The sequence below is a fragment of the Rugamonas rubra genome, assembly GCF_900114705.1.
GTDB classification, from domain to species: domain Bacteria; phylum Pseudomonadota; class Gammaproteobacteria; order Burkholderiales; family Burkholderiaceae_D; genus Rugamonas; species Rugamonas rubra.
Window position 1 is genome coordinate 12,715 of record NZ_FOTW01000042.1, and the last position, 14,917, is coordinate 27,631.

12 protein-coding genes and 1 pseudogene are annotated in these 14,917 nt (G+C 68.7%); 4 read left to right on the forward strand and 9 right to left on the reverse strand.

The window, feature by feature from the left end; all coding sequences use genetic code 11:
• Positions 1–23: 23 nt before the first annotated feature.
• The 7 genes from BM252_RS28395 to BM252_RS28425 all read right to left on the reverse strand — a co-directional run bounded on the left by BM252_RS28395 (position 24) and on the right by BM252_RS28425 (position 10,019).
• Positions 24–1,835, reverse strand: coding sequence for a methyl-accepting chemotaxis protein (locus BM252_RS28395; protein WP_093391087.1), 1,812 nt, complete (start codon positions 1,833–1,835; stop codon positions 24–26).
• Between the two features lie 173 nt (positions 1,836–2,008).
• Entirely contained in the window at positions 2,009–3,241 is a 1,233-nt protein-coding gene (locus tag BM252_RS28400; RefSeq protein WP_093391088.1) for an argininosuccinate synthase, read from the reverse strand.
• A gap of 32 nt (positions 3,242–3,273) precedes the next feature.
• On the reverse strand, positions 3,274–4,212 hold the full coding sequence (gene argF / locus BM252_RS28405; protein ID WP_093391090.1) for an ornithine carbamoyltransferase: 939 nt from the start codon (positions 4,210–4,212) through the stop codon (positions 3,274–3,276).
• Between the two features lie 239 nt (positions 4,213–4,451).
• Entirely contained in the window at positions 4,452–7,400 is a 2,949-nt protein-coding gene (locus BM252_RS28410; RefSeq protein WP_245774489.1) for an ATP-binding protein, read from the reverse strand.
• A gap of 53 nt (positions 7,401–7,453) precedes the next feature.
• The gene (rsgA, locus tag BM252_RS28415) at positions 7,454–8,353 is read right to left on the reverse strand and encodes a ribosome small subunit-dependent GTPase A (protein ID WP_093391092.1); all 900 of its coding nucleotides are present in this window, start codon (positions 8,351–8,353) and stop codon (positions 7,454–7,456) included.
• Positions 8,350–8,739, reverse strand: a complete 390-nt coding sequence (locus BM252_RS28420; RefSeq protein WP_093391094.1) for a 4a-hydroxytetrahydrobiopterin dehydratase — start codon at positions 8,737–8,739, stop codon at positions 8,350–8,352. The genes rsgA and BM252_RS28420 overlap by 4 nt, the downstream gene beginning before the upstream one ends.
• Positions 8,740–8,750: 11 nt before the next feature.
• Positions 8,751–10,019: a M48 family metallopeptidase gene (locus BM252_RS28425; RefSeq protein WP_093391095.1), complete on the reverse strand. Its 1,269-nt coding sequence runs from the start codon at positions 10,017–10,019 to the stop codon at positions 8,751–8,753.
• 47 nt (positions 10,020–10,066) lie between these two features.
• Here BM252_RS28425 and orn point away from each other — a divergent pair, with 47 nt between their 5' ends.
• The 3 genes from orn (at position 10,067) to BM252_RS28440 (ending at position 12,558) form a co-directional block, all read left to right on the forward strand.
• Positions 10,067–10,663, forward strand: a complete 597-nt coding sequence (gene orn, locus BM252_RS28430) for an oligoribonuclease (protein WP_174900713.1) — start codon at positions 10,067–10,069, stop codon at positions 10,661–10,663.
• A gap of 115 nt (positions 10,664–10,778) precedes the next feature.
• Positions 10,779–11,549 carry an arylamine N-acetyltransferase family protein gene (locus tag BM252_RS28435; RefSeq protein WP_093391099.1) on the forward strand — a complete coding sequence of 257 codons (771 nt, stop codon included), beginning with the start codon at positions 10,779–10,781 and terminating at the stop codon, positions 11,547–11,549.
• Between the two features lie 115 nt (positions 11,550–11,664).
• Positions 11,665–12,558 carry an alpha/beta hydrolase gene (locus tag BM252_RS28440; protein WP_245774490.1) on the forward strand — a complete coding sequence of 298 codons (894 nt, stop codon included), beginning with the start codon at positions 11,665–11,667 and terminating at the stop codon, positions 12,556–12,558.
• A gap of 111 nt (positions 12,559–12,669) precedes the next feature.
• Here BM252_RS28440 and BM252_RS28445 read toward each other — a convergent pair whose 3' ends face one another.
• Entirely contained in the window at positions 12,670–13,368 is a 699-nt protein-coding gene (locus BM252_RS28445) for a UPF0149 family protein (protein WP_093391102.1), read from the reverse strand.
• Positions 13,369–13,490: 122 nt separating this feature from the next.
• Between BM252_RS28445 and BM252_RS28450 the strand changes: the two genes are divergently transcribed.
• Positions 13,491–14,495: a serine/threonine protein kinase gene (locus BM252_RS28450; RefSeq protein ID WP_093391104.1), complete on the forward strand. Its 1,005-nt coding sequence runs from the start codon at positions 13,491–13,493 to the stop codon at positions 14,493–14,495.
• Positions 14,496–14,605: 110 nt separating this feature from the next.
• On the opposite strand, the pseudogene BM252_RS31280 reads toward BM252_RS28450, so the two are convergent.
• Positions 14,606–14,917: pseudogene (locus BM252_RS31280) on the reverse strand (IS4 family transposase); the annotation flags it as partial.

Genomic DNA, 14,917 nt, shown 5'->3' on the forward strand with positions numbered 1-14,917 from the left:
GGCGTTGGTGCTGCGTCGCGGCCTCAGGCCGCGACGGCGAAGTTGGCCACGCTGGCCTGCAGGTCGCCGGCGGCGTACTGCAACTGGTGCACCGCCTCGCTGGTGGCCTTGAGCGAGTCGACGCTTTGCTGGGTGGCGTCGTTCAATTGCGTCATGGTGCTGGAGATCTGCGCCGCGCCGACCGCCTGCGACTGCATGCCCTGCAGGACGGCGTCGAACTGCGGCGCCAGCTTCTGCACCTGCGCCATCACGCCCGACAGCTGCTCGCCCACCTGGCGCACCTCGCCGACGCTGCGGCGGATCTCCTCGGAGAACTTGTCCATGCCCATCACGCTGGCCGAGACGGCCGACTGCATCTCCTTGAGCATCTGTTCGATGTCCCAGGTCGACACCGAGGTCTGGTCGGCCAGCCGGCGGATCTCGGTGGCCACCACCGAGAAGCCGCGGCCGGCCTCGCCGGCCTTCTCGGCCTCGATGGCGGCGTTGAGCGAGAGGATGTTGGTCTGGTCGGCCACCTTGGTGATGGTGGCGAGCACGCCGTTGATGTTGCTGGCCTTGTCCGACAGCGCCGCCAGCTTGGCGTTGATCGAGTCGGTGGCGGCCACCATGTGCTGCATGGTGGCGTCCATGCGGCCCAGCTGCTGCTGGGCGCCGGCGGTGGCGCTGGTGGTGAAGTCGGCCACGGCGCTGGCCTCCTGCATGGTGGCCAGCAGGGCGCTGGTGTTGGCGGCGATCTCGCGGGTGGTGCTGAGCACCTCGACGCTGGTCTGCGCCTGCTCGATGCCGGTGGCCTCCTGCTGGCGCGCCGAGGCGGCGATCTCGGTGGCCGAGGTGGTGACCTGGATGCCGGCCTTCTGCACGTTGTCGATCAGGCCGCGCAGATTGTCGAGCATGCCCGCCACGCCGCCGCCGAGGCGGCCGATGGCGTCGTCGCCGGCGCCGTCGACGCGGCCGCTCAGGTCGCCCGCCGCCGCCTTCGACACCACGGCCAGCAGCGCGTCGACCTTGCCACGCAGTTCCTCGCCGGCGGCCTGCTCGCGCGCCAGGTTGTCCTCGATCGCCTGGGCCATGCGGTTCAACTCGCGCCCGACGATGTCGAACTCGTCGTTGCCGCGCACCTCGACGCGGGCCTCGCGGCGGCCGCCGGCCAGCTCGCCGAGCACCCGGCTCAGGCGCGCCAGCGGCGCCAGGATGGCGCGCGCCAGCAGCCAGGCCACCAGCAGCGCCAGCGCCACGCACAGCAGGCCGCCGGCGCTCAGCGTCAGCTGCATGTTGTGTTGCAGCTGCAGCGACTGGCGCGCCCGCTCGGCCAGCAGCTTGCCCTCTTCGGCGCGGACCTCGCCGAGCAGGGCCTCGATGGCGCCGACCTGGCGGAAGCCGTTCTGGATCAGCGGCGCGATCTTGTTCAGGTCGAGCGCGGCGCCGCCCTGGTCGGCACTCTGGCGCCGCGCGATCAGCGGATGCACCACCTCGGCGATCCAGCCTTCGTACCATTGCGCCAGCTTGGCCAGGCGCTGCTGCTGCAGCGGATTGTCGGCGGTCAGCGCGCGCAGGCGCTCCAGGTGCCGGCGCAGCGCCGCCTCGTTGGCGGCGCTGTCGCGCAGGCGCTCGTCGCCGCTGAGCAGGTAGCCGCGCTGGTTGACCTGGATCTCCAGCGCCACCACGTTGACCTTGTCGGCCTCGCGCAGCACCTCCAGCGTGTGGCGGTCCCAGCCGTTGGCTTCGGACAGGCGCAGGAAGTTGCTGTAGGCCAGGGCCAGCAGGAGCAGGATGAGCGCCAGGATGGCGGCGAAACCGATGTAGAGCTTGTGCTTGATGCGGACGGCGGTGAACACATTGCACTCCCGGTGGGGCGGACGTTGATTGCAATGTATCATTTTGTCGCCCGGCGCGCGAGCAAGTTCGGCGCCGACGCGACTACGAACAACGGGCCGCGCGAGGCGGCCCGTTCGGGGTGTTGCGTGCCGGGCGGCGCGGCCGCCCGGCGTATTGGCCGCTTACTGGCCGCTTACTGGCCGCGCTTGAGGCGGGCGTTGGCGGCGATGCGCAGGCGCAGCGCGTTGAGCTTGATGAAGCCGCCGGCGTCGGCCTGGTTGTAGGCGCCGCCGTCCTCGTCGAAGGTGGCGATGTTCATATCGAACAGGGAGTCGGTCTTGGAGTCGCGCGAGACGACGATGACGTTGCCCTTGTACAGCTTGACGCGGACCCAGCCGTTGACCGTGGCCTGGGTGTTGTCGATCAGCGTCTGCAGCGCCAGGCGCTCCGGCGCCCACCAGTAGCCGTTGTAGATCATCGAGGCGTAGCGTGGCATCAAATCGTCCTTCAGGTGGGCCACTTCGCGGTCCAGCGTGATCGATTCGATGGCGCGGTGCGCCTTGAGCATGATGGTGCCGCCCGGCGTCTCGTAGCAGCCGCGCGACTTCATGCCGACGTAGCGGTTCTCGACCAGGTCGAGGCGGCCGATGCCGTGCTTGCCGCCCAGGCGGTTGAGCTCGGCCAGCACGGTGGCCGGCGACATGCGCACGCCGTTCAGCGCGACGATGTCGCCCTTCTCGTATTCGATGTCGAGGTACTCGGCGGCGTCCGGCGCCGCCTCGGGGCTGACGGTCCAGCGCCACATGGTCTCCTCGGCCTCGTGGCTCGGGTTCTCCAGGTGGCGGCCCTCGAAGCTGATGTGCAGCAGGTTGGCGTCCATCGAGTAGGGCGCGCCGCCGTTCTTGTGCTTCATGTCGATGTCGATGCCGGCGTCCTCGGCGTACTTGAGCAGCTTCTCGCGCGACAGCAGGTCCCACTCGCGCCACGGCGCGATGATCTTCACGCCCGGTTTCAGCGCGTAGGCGCCCAGCTCGAAGCGCACCTGGTCGTTGCCCTTGCCGGTGGCGCCGTGCGAGATGGCGTCGGCGCCGGTGGCGTTGGCGATCTCGATGAGGCGCTTGGCGATCAGCGGACGGGCGATCGAGGTGCCCAGCAGGTACTCGCCCTCGTAGACGGTGTTGGCGCGGAACATCGGGAAGACGAAGTCGCGCACGAACTCCTCGCGCACGTCGTCGATGTAGATGTTTTCCGGCTTGATGCCGAACTTGATCGCCTTGGCGCGGGCCGGTTCCAGCTCCTCGCCCTGGCCCAGGTCGGCCGTGAAGGTGACGATTTCACATTGGTAGTTATCCTGCAGCCATTTCAGGATGACGGAGGTGTCGAGTCCGCCCGAGTAGGCCAGGACCACTTTTTTGATGTCGCTCATGCTCGTTCCATTCTTAGGGTAAAGTCAAATTGTTAGGCAGCGTTGTGCGCGGCGTCGAGGCGGCCCAGCAGCAGGTATTCGATCAGCGCCTTCTGCACGTGCAGGCGGTTCTCCGCCTCCTCCCACACCACCGACTGCGGGCCGTCGATCACCTCGGCGGCGACCTCCTCGCCACGGTGGGCCGGCAGGCAGTGCATGAACAGGGCGTCGGGCGCGGCGCGCGCCATCTTGGCGCTGTCGACGATCCAGCCGTCGAAGGCGGCGATGCGGGCCGCGTTCTCGGCCTCGTAGCCCATGCTGGTCCAGACGTCGGTGTTGACCAGGTGGGCGCCGGCGCAGGCGTCGGACGGGTTGGCGAACAAGGTGTAGCGCTCGGTCGAGACCAGCGACATGTCCATGTCGTAGCCCTTCGGCGTCGACACGTTGACGTGGAAGCCGAACACCTCGGCCGCCTGCAGCCAGGAGTACAGCATGTTGTTGGCGTCGCCGATCCAGGCCACCACCTTGCCGGCGATCGAGCCGCGGTGCTCGTGGAAGGTGAACACGTCGGCCAGCACCTGGCAGGGGTGGTGTTCGTTGGTCAGGCCGTTGATCACCGGCACGCGCGAGTTGGCGGCGAAACGCTCGATGATGTCCTGGCCGAAGGTGCGCACCATGATGATGTCGCACATGCGGCTCATCACCTGGCCGGCGTCCTCGACCGGTTCGCCGCGGCCCAGCTGCGAGTCGCGGGTGTTCAGGTAGATGGCGGCGCCGCCCAGCTGGTGCATGCCGGCCTCGAAGGACAGGCGGGTGCGCGTCGAGTTCTTCTCGAACACCATCACCAGGGTGCGGTCGATCAGCGGGTGGTGGATCTCGTAGTTTTTGAACTTGCGCTTGATCAGCGAGGCGCGCTCGATCACGTACTCGTACTCGGCCAAGGTGAAATCGGAAAACTGCAGGTAGTGCTTGATCGGTTTTTGGATAGGCATAGTGACAACGGATAGATGCGTGGGCGTGGGGCGGTGTGCCTGCGGAGCCGGCTTAGCGAATCAATTATAAGGGCAATTGCGCAATTCGGCGAACCCGGCCCCGCCGGCCCGGCGCGCCCGCCGTGCGGCGGCGGCGGCGCCGTGGCTATTTGGCACGGCGGGCCGCCGTTGCTGGGCCCGTATAACAATTCAAGCGCTCGATTGGACTATACAAGTGGGCCGGCGCGCCCGCCGCCGGCTCAGTGGTAGATCGCCGCCGGCTTGGCCGGGTCGTGCTGCGGCGCCACCAGCGGCAGGTCGAGCGTGAAGGTGGTGCCGTGGCCGCTGCTGCTGACGTGGATCTGGCCGCCCAGCAGCGAGGTGACGATGTTGTAGCTGATCGACAGCCCCAGGCCGCTGCCGCCCTGGCCCAGCTTGGTGGTGAAGAAGGGGTCGAAGATGCGCGTCAAGTGCTCGGGCGCGATGCCGCCGCCGTCGTCGCGGAAGGCGACCTGGACGCGGCCCTCGAGCGGCGTGCTGGCGCTCAGCCACATGCGGCCGGGCCGCTCGCGGCTGAAGGCGTGCAGCAGGGCGTTGTTGATGAAGTTGGTGATCACCTGGCCGAAGGGGCCGGGATAGCTGTCCATCGCCAGCGCCTCGGCCACCTGGTACTCGATGGTGTGGCCGGCGCCGCGCACCCGGTTCATCATCGTCGCGACGATCTCGTGGACCACCTGCTGCAGGTTGAACAGGCGGCGCTGCTCGGTGGTGCGGTCGACCGCCACCTGCTTGAAGCTGTTGACCAGGTCGGCCGCGCTGCCCAGGCCGCGCATCACCAGCCGGGTCGCCTTCTGCGCGTCGGCGACGTAGGCGGCCAGCTCGGAGCGGCGCAGGCCGGCGCCGTTGAGCGCCGTCTCCAGCTCGTCGGTTTTTTGCTGCAGGGTCGAGGCGATCAGCAGGCTGTTGCCGATCGGCGTGTTGAGCTCGTGGGCGACGCCGGCCATCAGCGAGCCGAGCGCGGCCAGCTTCTCCTGCGACACCAGCTGGGCCTGGGCGTCCTGCAGCTGGCGGTAGGCCTCGGCGTTGTCGAGGGCGATGGCGCCGTAGGCGCACAGGGTGCGGAAGATCAGCCGCTCGCGCTCGCCGTAGGCGCCCGGCTGGGCGGCCCGCACCGTCATCACGCCGAGCGCGCGCTCGCCCGCCAGCAGCGGCACGCACAGCGCGCTGGGGCCGCCGTCGGCGCCGTCGAGCGCCACCTCGCGCCGCTCGCGCAGGCAGCGCAGCGGCTCGGCGTGCGGATCGCCCGGCGCCGCCTGGCCGTCGACCGCCTCGGCCGGCAGGCTGCGGCCGGCCTCGACGGCGTAGGCGCGGCGCAGCGCCAGGCCGGCCGGGTCGCTCAGGTAGACGGCGTAGGTGGTGGCCGGCAGCAGGGCGTGGACGTGGCGGTCCAGCGTCTGGAACACGGCGTCGCGCTCGAGGTGGGTGGTGATCTCCTGGCCGATCGCCGACAGGCGCTCGAGCGTGGCGCCGGTCTGCTGCAGCAGCTCGGCGCGGCGCGCCTCGGCGGCGGCCAGTTCGCGGTGGTGCTGGCCCTCGGCGCGGGCGTGCTCGGTCTGGTGGTGCACCTGCATGGCGATGGCGCGGTTGGTGGCCTCCTGGCTGTGGGTTTTGTCGCGCGCCGCGCTGGCCGCCAGCGCCGCCTCGTAGGCCTGGGCGTAGCTGCCGGCCCGGGCGTACTCGCGCGCCAGGGCGTCGAGCAGGTCGCCGGGCAGGGTGTAGCCGTCGATGGTGGCGGCCACCGCCAACGCCTGCTGCAGGTAGTGCAGCGTGGCGTTGAGCGCGCTCATGCCGGCCGGCGGCGGCAGGTCGTGGCGGGTGTGGATGATCGCCATGACGCGCAGCGCGGCGATGTGGTTGGCGGCGTTGGACTGCTCGCTGGCCAGGCGCACCGCCTGCAGCGCGGCCTGTTGCGCCTCGTCGGCGCGGCCGAGGAAGCTCAGGGCGTGGGCCTGGCCGCGCCGCGCCACGGTGCCGAAGTCGGGGTGGCCGAGCACGTCGGCGCGGCCCTCGAGCTGGACGAAGGCGTCGAGCGCGCGGGCGTAGTCGGCGCGGTCGAGCGCCAGCTCGCCCAGGTACTGCAGGGCGATGGCGTAGCTGCGCGCGCCGGCCAGCGGCGCCAGGATGGCCAGCGCCTCCTGCAGCAGTTCCTCGGCGGCGTCGAGCCGGCCCAGGCGGCGCATGGCGTCGGCGGTGTGCATCAGGCAGGCGCCGACGCTGCGCGGCCAGCCGGTCGGGCGCGCCAGGTCGAGCGCGCACTGCATCCATTCGAGCGCCGAGTGCAGGTCGTTGAGGATGATGAAGTCCTCGCCGATGTTGGTGGCGGCCGTCATCGCGCTGCGCAGCTGGCCGCTGCACAGGGCCGCCTCGTAGCAGCGGATGTAGTGGCCGGCGGCGGCGCCGAAGTCGCTGGCCAGGCTGGCGCTCAGGCCCAGGTAGTCGTTGATCCAGACGGCGGCGCCGGTGTTGGCGTTGTTGGAATTGGCGTTGTTGTTGGCGTTGTTGGCGTTGTCGGGATGGTCGGCGTGGCCGCTGCGGTCGGCGGCGAAGCGGGCGGACCAGCGTTGCGCGGCGCGGTGGCGGTCGTGCAGCACGGCCCAGCGTGCCAGCGCGGCCTCGGCGATGGTCTCGCGCTGGCGGTCGCCGGCGCGCACGGCGGCGGCGGCGGCCTGCTCCAGCTCGGCGTCGCGGCGCCGGTGGTCGCCTCGGTCGACGGCGATCCAGGCGCGCAGCCAGTGGGCGTCGGCGCAGCCGGCGTGCTCGGCGGCGGCGCACAGCGCGCCCCAGGCCTGCTCGGCCAGGGCGTCGGCCGCGTCCAGCTGGCCGTCGAGCCACAGCGCCTCGGCACGCACCAGGTGCAGGCGGGCGGCCAGGGCCTGGCGGCGCGTCGTGTCGGGGGCGGCGCTGGCGTCGGCCTCGGCCAGCAGGGCCAGCGCCTCGCCGGCGAGGAGGTCGGCGCGCACGCTGTCGCGCTGGCGCAGGTGCCAGGCCAGCGGCAGCAGCGCGGCCAGGCGGGCCTGGCCGCGCAGGGGCGGCAGGGCCGCCTCCCATCCGGCTACGTCATCGTCGAGCGCGAACATCTCCATTGTCAGCCCCTGGGACAGCTGGTCGGCCGCGCCGGCGGGGCGGCGCGGGTAATTGCCTTGCGGCATTTCAGTCCATTGTAGTACGGCCGGGCCGGCGCCGCCAGCCGGCGGCGGCCGGGCTAGTACAGCGTTTGCGCCGACTCGTGCAGCAGCTGGCCGTACAGGGTGTGGCGCATGCGGGTGATCTTGCCCTCGGCGACGGCGGACAGCACGGCGCACTGCGGTTCGATCAGGTGGCGGCAGTTGTAGAACTTGCACTGTCCCAGGTAGGGCGCGAAGTCGACGAAGGCGCGTTCGAGCATGCCCTCGCTCAGGTGGTACAGGCCGAACTCCTGGAAGCCGGGCGAGTCGATGATCGACGAGCCGGCACCCAGCTCGGGCAGCTGGTAGAGGCGGGTGAAGGTGGTGGTGTGCTTGCCGGTGTCGAGGGCGGCGGAGATCTCGCGCACGGCGATGTCGGCGTCCGGCACCAGCAGGTTGATCAGCGAGGACTTGCCCATACCGGACTGGCCGATCAGGATCGACGACTGGCCCGCCAGCAGCGGCGCCAGGGTGGCCACGGCGTGCGCCGGGTCGCCCTTGGCCGACACCTCGTGCACCGGGTAGCCCAGCGCGGCGTAGGGCGCCAACCGTTCGCGCGTCTTGCCCAGCGAGGCGGTGACGTCGGTCTTGTTGAGGATCAGGCGGGCGGTGATGCCGGCCGCCTCGGCCGCCACCAGCGAGCGCGACACCAGGTCGTCGGCGAAGCCGGGCTCGGTGGCGACAACGATGAACAGCTGGCTCAGGTTGGCCGCCAGCAGCTTGGACTTGTACTGGTCGGAGCGGTACAGCAGGGTTTGGCGCTCGTCGATGCCGTCGATGACGGCCTGGTCGGGCGAGGTCAGGGTCAGCTTGACGCGGTCGCCGACGGCGACGTTGGTCTTCTTGCCACGGGTGACGCACTGCAGCTTGGCGCCGTCGGCGTCGGCCAGGTAGTGGCGGCCGTGGGCGGCGATGATGAGGCCGGTCAGCGCGCTCATGCGGCGCCCGTCCCGGCCTGGAACAAGGCGGTGGCCTTGGCGGCGCAGATGAAGTCGTTCTCGCTCAGGCCGGCGCCGGCGTGGTTGGCGATGCAGTGGGTGTCATAGCGGATGGTGCAATTTTTATACGTCACGGTCAATTCCGGGTGGTGGTCTTCGGTGTGGCTCAGGTAGGCCAGCGCGTTGACGAAGGCCATGGTGTGGTGGTAGTTCTTGAAGTCGTAGTCGGCGCACAGGCGGCCGTCCTCGAGGCGCCAGCCGGGCAGCAGGGCCAGCAGGCGGGCCGCCTCGGCGCCGTCCAGCGCGGCCTCGGCGGGGCGGCAGCGGCGCTGCTGCAGGTCGGCGGCGCTGTCGATGGCGGCGCTGGTGGGGGCGGTCTGGCTCATGGCGGCTTCCTTTATTGGGCGGCCAGGCGCAGCTGGCGGATGCGCACGCTGGCCGGCGGGTGCGAGTCGTAGAAGGCCGAGTGCAGCGGGTCGGGGGTCAGGGTCGAGGCGTTGTCCTCGTACATTTTGACCAGCGCCGAGACCAGGTCGGCGGCGTCGGTGTGCTGGGCGGCGAAGGCGTCGGCCTCGAACTCGTGCTGGCGCGAGCTGAGCGAGGTCAGCGGGCCGAGCAGGAAGGTGAACACCGGCAGCGCCAGCATGAACAGCAGCAGCGCCATGGCGTCGTTGTTCTGGCCGGGCAGGATCAGCGGGTCGACCCCCAGGCCGGTGTAGAACCACAGCTGGTTCTTCAGGTAGCCGAGCAGGGCCAGGAAGGCCAGCGAGATGGCGAACATGACGGCGATGCGCTTGACGATGTGCTTGAGCTTGAAGTGGCCCAGCTCGTGCGCCAGCACCGCCTCGATCTCCTGCGGCGCCAGGCGGGCCAGCAGGGTGTCGAAGAAGACGATGCGCTTGTTGGCGCCGAAGCCGGAGAAGTAGGCGTTGCCGTGGGCGCTGCGCTTGGAGCCGTCCATCACGAACAGGCCCTTGGAGGCGAAGCCGACGCGCTGCATCAGGCCCTCGATGCGCGCCTTGAGCGACTCGTCGGCCAGCGGGGTGAACTTGTTGAACAGCGGCGCCAGCACGGTCGGGTAGAGCACCATCATCAGCAGCTGGAAGCCGCTCCACACCAGCCAGGTGTAGAACCACCACAGGCCGCCGGACTTCTCCATCAGGATCAGCACCACCCACACCAGCGGCAGGCCGATGGCCGTGCCGACGACCAGGCCCTTGGCCATGTCGGTGAAGAACAGGCGGCGGCTCATCTTGTTGAAGCCGAAGCGCTGCTCCATGCCGAACTGCTTGTAGTAGTCGAAGGGCAGGTCGACCAGGCCGGAGATGGCGGCGAAGGCGGCCAGCAGCCCGAGCTGGTAGGCCATGCCCGGGCCGGTCTGCTGGAACACCGCCTGCGACAGCCACTGCAGGCCGCCGAGCAGGGTGAAGCCGACCAGCACGACGCTGTTGACGAGCAGCACCAGCAGGCCGAACTTGGTGCGCGCGACGGTGTAGTCGGCCGCCTTCTGGTGCGCCGCCAGGGGGATCTTGGCGGCGAACTCGGCCGGCACGGCGGCGCGGTGCGCCAGCACGTGGCGGATGTGGCGCGAGGCCAGCCAGAAGCGCAGCAGCAGCGTCAGGACGAGGAAAGATACGAACAAAATCGAAAACGCGAGTGAATACATTCTATGCCTGTGAGAAAATGGCGGATTGTTTAGGCCAAGAGAGAATTATGTCACAAGCTAACGACTTAGCAACAAGCGCTTCCACCCCAACCGCCACGCCCCGGCCAAATGAAATGAATCTGGTCTGGGTCGACATGGAAATGACGGGCCTGGAGCCGGACACCGATCTGATCATCGAAGTGGCCGTCGTCGTCACCGACATGCACCTGAACGTGCTGGCCGAGGGCCCGGTGTTCGTCATCCACCAGAGCGACGAGGCGCTCGACAAGATGGACGCCTGGAACAAGGGCACCCACGGCCGCTCCGGCCTGATCGACCGCGTCAAGGCCTCGACCGTGACCGAGGCCCAGGCCGAGGCCGAGTTGATCGAGTTCATGCGCAAATGGGTGCCGAAGGGTAAATCGCCGATGTGCGGCAACACCATCGGCCAGGACCGCCGCTTCATGGTGCGCTACATGCCCAAGCTGGAGGCCTTCTTCCACTACCGCAACATCGACGTGTCGACGCTGAAGGAGCTGTGCAAGCGCTGGAAGCCGGAGATCGTCGGCGGCTTCAAGAAGCACCAGATGCACACGGCGATGGCCGACATCGTCGAGTCGATCGAGGAACTGAAATACTACCGCGAGCATTTCATCAAGCTGTAAGCGCGGCGCGGCTCGCCCCTTGCCGGGCCACGCTCAAGCCAGTTGCGCCAGCCCCGGCGCGGCTGGCTTTTTTTTCGTCTATGATGCTCAATAATTAATATTTCAAGGAGACGCCGTGCAGGCCGAGAATTTCGTGTTGCAGGACTATTTGGACCGCATCGGCTACACCGGCGCGGCGCGGGCCGACCTGGCCACGGTGCAGGGCATGATGCGGCGCCAACTGTTTACCGTGCCGTTCGAGAACCTCGACGTGCAGGCCGGCAAGATCGTCTCGCTGGTGCCGGAGGAGATCGTCGGCAAGATCGTCGGCCGCCGCCGGGGCGGCTATTGCTACGAGGTCAACGGTCTGTTCGCCATGGCCCTGCAGGCGCTGGGCATCGCCTACCAGTTCGTCGCCGCGCGGCCGATGTTCTACCCGGTCAAGCGGCCCAAGACGCACATGGCGCTGGTGCTCACCCTCGACGGCGCGCAATGGTTGTGCGACCTGGGCTTCGGCAGCTACGGCATCCGCGCGCCGCTGCGGCTGGATCAGCTCGACAGCGAGTTGCGCCAGGACGACGATAGTTTCATGCTCTCCAAGAGTGGCGAGATCGACTACGTGCTCAAGGCCAAGGTCGACGGCGAGTGGCAGAACCAGTACGGCTTCAACCTGTCGCCGCAGGAGTGGATCGACTTCATGCCGGCCAACTACCTGAACTCGACCCACCCGGACGCCATCTTCGTGCAGAAGCTGCTGGTGGTCGTTTTCAGCGAGGAGGGCAGGAGTATCTTGCTCGATGATAGCCTGCGCACGGTGCGCGGCGGCGTGTCGGAGCGGCGCCAGGTCGCGCCGGACCAGCGCCAGGCCTTGCTGCGCGAGGTGTTCGGCCTCGATACGGCGCACTGAGCGGAAGTCAAGTTGTCGCGGGAGAAAGGCTTGTTGTCCAGTTCGGCAAATGGATTACACTGTCCGGGACGTAATAACTTTATTTCCTGATATGCAGATACCGCGCCGCGCCTGGATGGCCCCGCTCGTCCTGGCGTTCGCCCTGGCGGCGCTGCTGGCGGCATGGCTGCTGGTGGCGCCGCTCGGCCTGCTCAACCTGCTGACGCCGGCCGACGGCGTCGGCCGCGCCGCCGGCCTGGCCTACGGCGACGGGCCGCGCCGCAAGCTCGACATCTATCTGCCGCCCCGCTCGGGCGGCAAGCCGCGGCCGGTGTTGTTGTTTTTCTACGGCGGCAACTGGCGCGCCGGTGAACGGGCCGACTACGCCTTCGTCGGCCGGGCCCTGGCCGCGCGCGGCGTGGTGGTGGTGGTGGCCGACTACCGGCTGTATCCCGAGGTCAGCTATCCGGCCCTGCTGGACGACCCGGCCGAGGCGCTGGCCTGGACCCTGCGCCATATCGGCCGCTACGGCGGCGATCCGCAACGCCTGTTCCTGATGGGCCACAGCGCCGGCGCCTACCAGGCCGCCATGCTGGCGCTGGACGGCCAGTTGCTGGCGCGCCACGGCGTGCCGGCCACGGCGGTGCGCGGCTGGATCGGCCTGGCCGGCCCCTATGATTTTTTGCCGGTGGAAAATCCGGCGGCGCGGCCGGTGTTCCACTATCCCAACACGCCGGCCGCCTCGCAGCCGATCAACCATGTCAGCGGCGCGGCGCCGCCGGCGCTGCTGATCGCCGCCCGCAAGGACGCGCTGGTCAATCCGCAGCGCAACACCGGCGGCCTGGCCTACCGCCTGCGCGCACGCGGCGTGCGGGTCAGCGAGGACTATCCCACCTGGGTCGGCCACCAGACGCTGGTGGCCTCGCTGGCGGCGCCGGCGCGCTGGCTGGCGCCGACGCTGGAGCAGGTGCTGCGGTTTATCGGCACCGACGGCGACCGCCTGCTCGAGCCGGCGCCGGCCGCCGATTAGCCGGCCGCTCGCCCTGGTGGCGGACGAAAAAAAGGGGAATCGGTCGATTCCCCTTTTTTTGCTGGTGCCGCCGCGCGCGGCCGGCGTGGCGCCGGCCCCGCTAGCGGGCGCTTACGCCTCGCTCGGCTCGGCGCCGCAGCACTTCTTGAACTTCTTGCCGCTGCCGCAAGGGCAGTCGTCGTTGCGGCCGACCTTGGGCTCGTCGCGCTTGACGGTGGTGACGGCGGCCTTGCGGCGCGGCACCCAGAAGCGGTAGATGCCCGGCAGGTTGGCTTCCAGGTCGACGCCCAGCTTGTGCGCCTTGACCGGGTCTTCCACCAGCGGCAGTTCCTCTTCCTCGATCTCGTCGGCGCCCAGCAGGTAGATCGGCTGCATCAGCGGACCGGCTTCCGATTCCCAGATCTCGTCCCACGAGCCGGGACGCAGCTCCATGCCTTCCCAGAAGCCCCAGCACCAGGCTTCGGCGTCGATCAGGGTCTGGCCTTCGTATTCGTGCTCGACGAACAGCGGCTCGAATTCCTTCGGAGCAACTTCGAAGGTGACCAGCACCTCGTTCATGAAACGCATGATCAGCTGGAGGATACGCTCTTCCTCCTTGCTGTTCTTGAACTTGGGCACGTCCTTCTCGTCCTCGCCCCAGATGCGCGCCAGCCATTCGACCGGCATGATGGTCTCCGGGCCGATGGCGATGGCGGTCAGATAGCCGTGCAGCATATCCATCGTCATCGCATCTTCCGGGCTGCTGTCGGACAGCAGGAAGTTGTCTAATTCGTCAAATTCTTTTTCGCTCAAAGGCTGGTCGAGTTGCATGGCTTGCTCTTTTTATTGGATTGAAGGCGACAGTATACGCTGCGCCGGGCGCGCCGGGTCATTGTTTCTCGCCTGCCGGGACGCGGGGCGCGGCGGCGCGGCTTACGCCTTACAATAGCGGCATGACTATCGACAATCCCCCGGCCCAGGCGGCCCATCCCTTTTCCCAACTCGGTCCCGACTGCGTGCTCGACGCGCTCGACAGCGTCGGCCTGCGCGGCGACGGCCGCCTGCTGGCGCTCAACAGCTACGAGAACCGGGTCTACCAGGTTGGCATCGAGGACGGCGCGCCGCTGGTGGCCAAGTTCTACCGGCCGGCGCGCTGGAGCGACGCCGCCATCCTGGAGGAGCACGGCTTCGTCGCCGAGCTGGTCGAGCGCGAGATCCCGGTGGTGCCGGCCCTGACCATCAACGGCCGCACCCTGCACGAGTTCAACGGCTTCCGCTTCGCCGTGTTCGAGCGCCACGGCGGCCGCGCCCCCGAGCTGGGCGATCCGGCCACGCTGGAGTGGATCGGCCGCTTCATCGGCCGCATCCACGCCGTCGGCGGGCTGGCGGCCTACCGCGAGCGGCCCAGCCTGGACCCGGCCACATTTGGCACCGAGCCGCGCGACTACCTGCTGGCCAACGACTTCATCCCGCCGGAGCTGCTGGCCGCCTACACCAGCGTGGTCGACCAGGCGCTCGACGGCGTCAAGCGCTGCTACGACCGGGCCGGCGACAGCGCCCAGCTGCGCCTGCACGGCGACTGCCACGGCGGCAACGTGCTGTGGACCGACGCCGGGCCGCACTTCGTCGACTTCGACGACAGCCGCATGGGACCGGCCATCCAGGACCTGTGGATGATGCTGTCGGGCGAGCGGCCCGAGCAGGTGCGCCAGCTGGGCGACATCCTGGCCGGCTACGAGGACTTCTGCGACTTCGCGCCGCGCCAGTTGTACCTGGTCGAGGCGTTGCGCACGCTGCGCCTGATCCACTACTCGGCCTGGCTGGCGCGGCGCTGGGACGACCCGGCCTTCCCGGCCGCCTTCCCGTGGTTCAACACCCAGCGCTACTGGCAGGACCGCATCCTCGAGCTGCGCGAGCAGGTCGCGCTGATGGACGAGCAGCCGCTGTGGCCGGTGTAACGGCGGCCGGCGCCCGCTAGCCAGTCGGGGTCAGCTAGCCGGGGTCAGTGCCGACATTCGGACACGGACTCAGCAATAACAAGCCGGGGTCAGTGCCTAATGCCGTTGACTTAAGCTTTTGACTTCTTGTATGGGTAGCGCTGTGCCTTTGATTTGACGACCCGGTCAAAATGACGGCCGGGTCGTTTGACAGTCAGTTCGGTGACTAGCCTTTGCCGCATTCTTTGTAGTAGGGAAGGCAGCTTGCCATAGGCGCGAGTCGCGGCGGCCCATGTTAGTTCGTATTGAATGATGTGAAATGCACGGACGAAGCTGATGTCGGTGGGGTTGCATTGAGCGTCGGCGGCGACGTTGGCCATTTCAAGGCGCACCAGGTTGTAGGCGATGCACGCGCCCCAGATCTCCTGGTTGATCCCCTCGAC